This window comes from Phocaeicola sp. ICN-14070, assembly GCF_037892625.1.
Lineage (GTDB): Bacteria > Bacteroidota > Bacteroidia > Bacteroidales > Bacteroidaceae > Phocaeicola > Phocaeicola plebeius.
The window spans coordinates 62,205-68,204 of the sequence record NZ_JBBKBF010000014.1 but is presented as its reverse complement, the minus strand read 5'-3'; the positions used below and the strand labels follow the sequence as shown (position 1 = coordinate 68,204).

Here is a 6,000-nt window from a genome sequence, read left to right as displayed (position 1 = left end):
AGTTTTGGTATTGAAGTGGCTTAGCTTGTACTCAATAAACGGATTCTTTTCACGTGCTACTATCTTTGCTTCTATGGCTTTGTTATATGCAGCTCTCAAAGTACGGAACTGGTAGCTTAAAGTTGTGTCTTTATTTCCTTTGCTTCGCATCCAGTCCTCAAATTTTTTGCAGAAAGAAACGTCTATATGGCTGAAAGTATAATTCAACTTTTTGCCTTTATTGAAATTACGCAGGGTGTTATATGAGTTTAGGTAAGCATAGCTATTACCAATTCTACCTTTCTGCTTTAAATCTTCGATTAGAGATAGGTAGAACTCTTCAACTGTTTTTGCTTTGATTGAATCTTTCTGTTCATTTATTAATGAAGAAGCGGTAAACTCTTCGCTATTGGCTTTCTTTTCTAAGATTTTTTGCTGATAATCTAATTTTGTTTTAAGTATAATCTTTTGAATTAAGTCCTTGTTTGGATTGTTAGGTTTGGGTACATTTCGTTCAAAGTCCCAATGTTTTGCTGCAACAGATATTTTAAGACTTTTGTAGGTGCTTTTCCCATTCTGTGCAATTCTTAACATTAAAGGGTATTCTCCATTTGCTAGGGTTTTACTTTTGTAGCAAATCACTGAAATTGTAGCGTCCATAAGAATTTTGGTTTAATTCTTGGTTTAATTGCTGGTTTAATTTGCTCGATTAAACCGCCGCTTGCAGCAATATGCATAAAAGCAAAAAAGCATCGGCAATCATCAGATTATCAATGCTTACAATCAGTCGGGGTGACTGGATTCGAACCAGCGACCACACGCCCCCCAGGGGCTTATTTTATGATATATGTATTTTGTATTTGTTTGATTTTCAGTATGATTTTTATTGATAATCAACTATTTAATTTCTATAAATTTTCTTCTGTTTTGATGGTTTTTACTCAAAATGTTGTAGATTTGTTGTAGGAAAATAAATATAACACCTATATCTATGGCAACATATAAGTTTATTCTGTTTGCGGGTAATGAACGTAAAGATGGCAGTTTTCCGGTTTCTATTAGAATTACTAAAGAAAGAAAAAGTAAGTTAATACGAACTGGATTGGTTTCAACAAAAGAGCAGTGGAATGAATCTGATGGTCGATTTGTTTCTGATAAGAAAATTGTACCTAAATTTAAAATATGGAATGCAAGATTATCTGAAATAGAAACCCAGATTAATGAAATATTTCGCAACTTTGAAATAGAAAGGGTTGATTGGACTTTAAATCAGTTTGAAGAAGCATTTTTGAATAAGGCCTCAAAAGGTAAAGTAAAGGATTATTTCAATAAGACAATAACTACGTTAAAGGATACTGGTCATGTAGGAAATTCAGTTTGTTATAGTCGTACTTTACATATGCTTGAATTGTTTGATAGTAAGTTTGATAAGAAAGTGTTTTCTGAAATAGACATTAAATATGTAAAGGCTTTCGATGTGTTTCTTCAGAAACGGGAGTGTAAAGGAAATACCCGGAAATATTATTTCAAAGCTCTGCGTGCAATTTTAAATAAGGCTATACAAGATCAGGAGGCTTCTGAAGTCACCTATCCTTTTGGAAAAGGAGGTTTTAATATCTCTGCCTTGGAAGAAGAAACAGCAAAGCGCTATTTGCCACATGAAGATATGGATAAACTGAAACATACTGCTGTTAAAAGTCATGCTCAAGAGCTTGCAAGACGTTTGTTCCTATTTTCTTATTATTGTTATGGAATATCGTTTATTGACGCTGCATTGTTGACTAAAAACAATATAATCCGTTATAATGGTGGAAGCTATATTGTTTATAAACGAAATAAGACAAAAGAAGCAAAGAAAGTAAAACCTATTCAGATTAAGATAACTTCTGAAATTCAGGAATTGATGGACTGGTTTGCTTCTAATACAATTTTGGTAGAAGATTATTTATTACCAATCGTTTCTATTCCAGGATATAAAGGAGAACAATTATATAATCATATTCGTAGCCGTTTTGGACGTAATAACAAGAATTTGGCTAATTTAGCGCAGACTTTAGGGATTACGGACATGAAGCTGACCAGTTATGTGAGCCGTCATACAATGGCTATGACTTTACAGGACAATCAAGTACCACGTGAAGTTATCTCACAGATATTGGGTCATAGTGATTTGTCAACGACCAATACTTATTTGGATAGCTTTGCCAGTAGCGTAATAGACGAAGCGGTAAAAGTATTATAAAGGAAACGGTATGTTATCAACAAATAAAATAAAAGACTTGCTTTTGCATGGCGAGAATAGACAAGTAGAATTTAAGAAATGCACGGATAAGGTTTCGGCTTCCGTGTATGAAACGGTATGTTCTTTTCTGAATGCAGAGGGAGGATATATCTTTTTAGGAGTGGATGATGATGGGGCTATATTAGGAATTAACCCTAAATGCGTAACAGATATGACCAAAAGTATTATCAATACACTGAATAATCCTGAACTGTTTCTTCCTCCAATGCCAATCACGCCGGAGCAGATAGAGATTGACGGTAAGATTATCCTGTATCTGAGTGTGCCAGAGAGTGAACAGGTACATAGATATAAGAACCGTTTTTATGACCGTTGGGGTGATGCAGACAATGATGTGTCAAAGCATACTTATCTGGTTAAGAACATGTTCATGCGAAAGGAAAAGGAGTCTTCCGAGAATGAAGTATTTCCCGATGTAACATTGGCAGATATGGATGAAGAATCGTTCAAGATTATGCGTAGCCACATTTCTATTCATAACTCCAATCATCCGTGGTTGAGCATGACAAATGAAGAATTCCTGAAAAGCCTGTTCTGGGGTAAGCAACGGGGAACAAATAGGGAAGGATATAAGTTGGCTGCTATTCTTTTATTTGGCAAGGAACAGGCTATTCTGAACTGTTGTCCGTGGCATCGTACGGATGCCATTTATCGTAGCATGTCTTACGAGCGTTTTTTGCATCCGCTTCCGACTGACCCTGATATTCGTTACAATGACCGGGATATGATATGCGTAAATTTGATTCAGTCATATATTCGTTTGTTGAATTTCGTGCAACGCAACATGCCTGATAAGTTTCGTTTGGCGGATAATGGAATAGATCGTTTGGACTTACGGGTAATGATATTCAGAGAAATAATCTCGAATACACTTCTGCATCGTGAGTATATCAGTTCATATAGCAATAAGTTCCTTATATTTCGTGATCGAGTAATAACAGAGAATTGGACGAAACCTTTCCAAACAGGGGATATAGATATAAATGACTGGCGTACTCGTACAAAGAATCCGCTAATAACAAAGGTATTCCGTGAAATGAAATGGGCTGAGGAACTTGGTTCCGGACAGAAAAATATTCGGAAATATGCTCCGTTATACTTTGAAAACTCTGAGATAGAGATTCGTAGTGGAGAGGAGTTTGTCTTTTCTATTACCTATCGTGATCCTAAAGAGTTTGAGTTTGCAAAAAATATTCAGACAGGTCAGGACCAAGTTGGGACTAAGTTGGGACCAAGTTGGGACCAAGTTGGGACTAAGTTGGCTCTAAGTCGGGGAGAAATACAGACAATTCTTAAAACTTGTATATCGGAAAAGTCTCTAATGGAAATTATTACTTTGCTGCACTTTAGTAATCGGACTAAATTTAGGAATAAATATATAAACCCTCTGATTGAGGAAGGATTGTTGGCAATGACTGTTCCTGATAAGCCTAACAGCCGTTTGCAGAAATATTATACCACTGAAAAAGGAAAATCACTACTATGCCAAGACGGAAGCAATTAATATTCAAGATTCAGGATTTGAAGTGTGCAGTTCATATCATAGAGGAGTTATCCAAGCTGCCTCAATTGAATAATTTTGATATGAAGTCTATAGAATTGACGATTAAAGAAAATAAACCGGCTCCACAAATTTTAAAAAAGGATATAGATACACTTGTTGACCGTCTACAGCGTGGATTTTCTGCAAATAAGCATAAATTGACACAGTTGAACGGTTATTATTTGATAACAAATATTCATCTTTCAAAATGGATGAAAGTTACTCCTGCAACTGTGAACAAGTGGCTAAAGGATGGTCTGATAAAATATAGTGAGAAATCATATGATAATCTTAAGTTTTTTGATGTAAATGAGGTTATTTCTCAACTTAGAAAACAAAAGCAATAATTTTTTATCATCTATATAATAGTTGCAATTTGATGCCATTTTAAGGACTTTTGATGACAGCTCCTTGAAATGGCATTTTCATTTGTCTTTAAATGACGGTTTTTGTCATTAAATGTCATAGCTTGTATATATGTTTTCCTGTTTGAATACTATTTGTTTTTATAATTTCTTTGTCTTGAAACCTCTGAAGTAATAGGGGTAAAATCGAGTAGTTAATCCGCAAAATGTTTGATTATGGCAGGTATAATAGTTGCAACAGAAGAACAGATTGAAGAAATCGTATTCAGAGCTATTTCAAAATATTATTCAGGGAATAATAAAGAAACAATTTCATCTGGATTACCTGATACTTTGAATTTATCTAGTGCATTGAAGGTATTGGATGAGCATGGATTTCCTACTTCTAAAGCTAAGCTGTATAAAATGACTTCACTCGGACAGATTCCTTTTATGAAGTATGGAAACAAACTGGTTTTTTCTCGTAAATCTCTTGTAGAATGGGCACATGAACAGTTAGTGTCTGGTAGTACAGATAAAGTATAATCTGGTATAAGTATTCATATGGAAACATATTATCATATAGTATTGGATATCAATGTTGTTGACCTGTTATCAATTCTGCATTTTAAAGTTTACACTTCCGGTTTACACTAATATGAAATAGATAAAATTTATATGCTTGATTATCAGAATGTAACGTGTTTTTTAGGTATTATCTGAAATTAAGGCATACTATTTTCACTACTATAAGTAAATACTCTTAGAGTGCGCACAACGGGAGTATCGATTTATTCACTTAAACATTGGAATTATGTCATATATAGATAATGAGATACTCGAAAAACTGATAGGTACAATGGTAGAGGGATTTGTTCGCATTGAAAAGAAACTGGATCAGATGAACCGTCTGAAAGAATGTATGAACGGAGATAGACTGCTTGATAATGTCGATTTGGCAGAACTCCTTGGTGTGTCACAAAGAACTTTGGCACGTTACAGGCAAGAGGGCAAGATTAAATATTACTCGGTGGAAAAGAACGGGAAATCATTCTATCTCGCCTCAGAGATACAGAGTTTCCTCCTCCAGCGTGGTAAGGATAAAAGTAGTTAATGGAATGGATGTGATACTGGCACATGGAAAATAAGTATAATGAACAGTAGAAAATGAGTAAATGAGACGATACCAATTCTTTGAATTGAAATAAAATAACAATCAGACAGACTTCGCAAACTATTTATATATATAGTTTGCGAAGTCTGTCTGATTGTTTTGAAATGTTTTTTATTTAAGATTCTTGTCTATATATTATTAATGTACATATTATCGGAAAGATAGTGTTGAAAAATGTGAAGATCTTGAAACGAGGGTTTCGTCTTACATCCATAAAAAGCTTCATCATCACTTTGTACCAGTTTAAATACACCATCTTCATAAATTAAAGTTACTAATATAGGTGACCTATCTTTAAATATGTATACTTTTTCATATACATTTTTATTAACTAGGCCATATACAGTCTTAATAGAATCCTTGTATCCAAACTGTTTCAATACACTTTCATCTAATGGAATTGGTTTTATCTGTTCCCATTTATCTTCAGTATCAATCTTAATTATATCTTTTCTTTGATTTACCAAAATAATGGTGTTATTTTCAATATTGATATTCTCAACTTTGGCTTGTTCAGTAGTTGTGTTTTTGAGAAAATGGATATGTACATAGTCTCCTATTCTTAAATTTTCTGCGTTCATAAAAAAGTTATGTTTTTCTTCTCAAATATACAAATAAAAAATGAATAAGCAAAAGGCTACTTTTGGAAAAGATATTT

General features: G+C 33.9%; 7 protein-coding genes. 5 read left to right on the top strand and 2 right to left on the bottom strand.

All coding sequences use genetic code 11. From position 1 onward, the window contains the following. A partial coding sequence (locus WKT20_RS06310; RefSeq protein ID WP_340417039.1) for a phage integrase SAM-like domain and Arm DNA-binding domain-containing protein occupies positions 1-639 on the bottom strand: 639 nt, incomplete at its 3' end. 331 nt (positions 640-970) lie between these two features. Here WKT20_RS06310 and WKT20_RS06305 point away from each other — a divergent pair. From WKT20_RS06305 to WKT20_RS06285, 5 genes are all read left to right on the top strand, one after another. Then, positions 971-2,221, top strand: a complete 1,251-nt coding sequence (locus tag WKT20_RS06305) for a site-specific integrase (RefSeq protein ID WP_087247537.1) — start codon at positions 971-973, stop codon at positions 2,219-2,221. 10 nt (positions 2,222-2,231) lie between these two features. Further along, a complete protein-coding gene (locus WKT20_RS06300; RefSeq protein WP_117902169.1) occupies positions 2,232-3,785 on the top strand; it encodes an RNA-binding domain-containing protein in 1,554 nt (517 codons plus the stop codon). A gap of 80 nt (positions 3,786-3,865) precedes the next feature. After that, positions 3,866-4,171, top strand: a complete 306-nt coding sequence (locus tag WKT20_RS06295; protein ID WP_133302531.1) for a hypothetical protein — start codon at positions 3,866-3,868, stop codon at positions 4,169-4,171. 234 nt (positions 4,172-4,405) lie between these two features. Continuing rightward, positions 4,406-4,714 carry a helix-turn-helix domain-containing protein gene (locus WKT20_RS06290; RefSeq protein WP_117902171.1) on the top strand — a complete coding sequence of 103 codons (309 nt, stop codon included), beginning with the start codon at positions 4,406-4,408 and terminating at the stop codon, positions 4,712-4,714. 268 nt (positions 4,715-4,982) lie between these two features. Beyond that, positions 4,983-5,282 carry a helix-turn-helix transcriptional regulator gene (locus WKT20_RS06285; protein ID WP_117902172.1) on the top strand — a complete coding sequence of 100 codons (300 nt, stop codon included), beginning with the start codon at positions 4,983-4,985 and terminating at the stop codon, positions 5,280-5,282. A gap of 188 nt (positions 5,283-5,470) precedes the next feature. Here the strand turns inward: WKT20_RS06285 and WKT20_RS06280 are convergent, their stop codons facing one another. Beyond that, positions 5,471-5,923, bottom strand: coding sequence for a hypothetical protein (locus tag WKT20_RS06280; protein WP_117902173.1), 453 nt, complete (start codon positions 5,921-5,923; stop codon positions 5,471-5,473). Between the last annotated feature and the right edge of the window lie 77 nt (positions 5,924-6,000).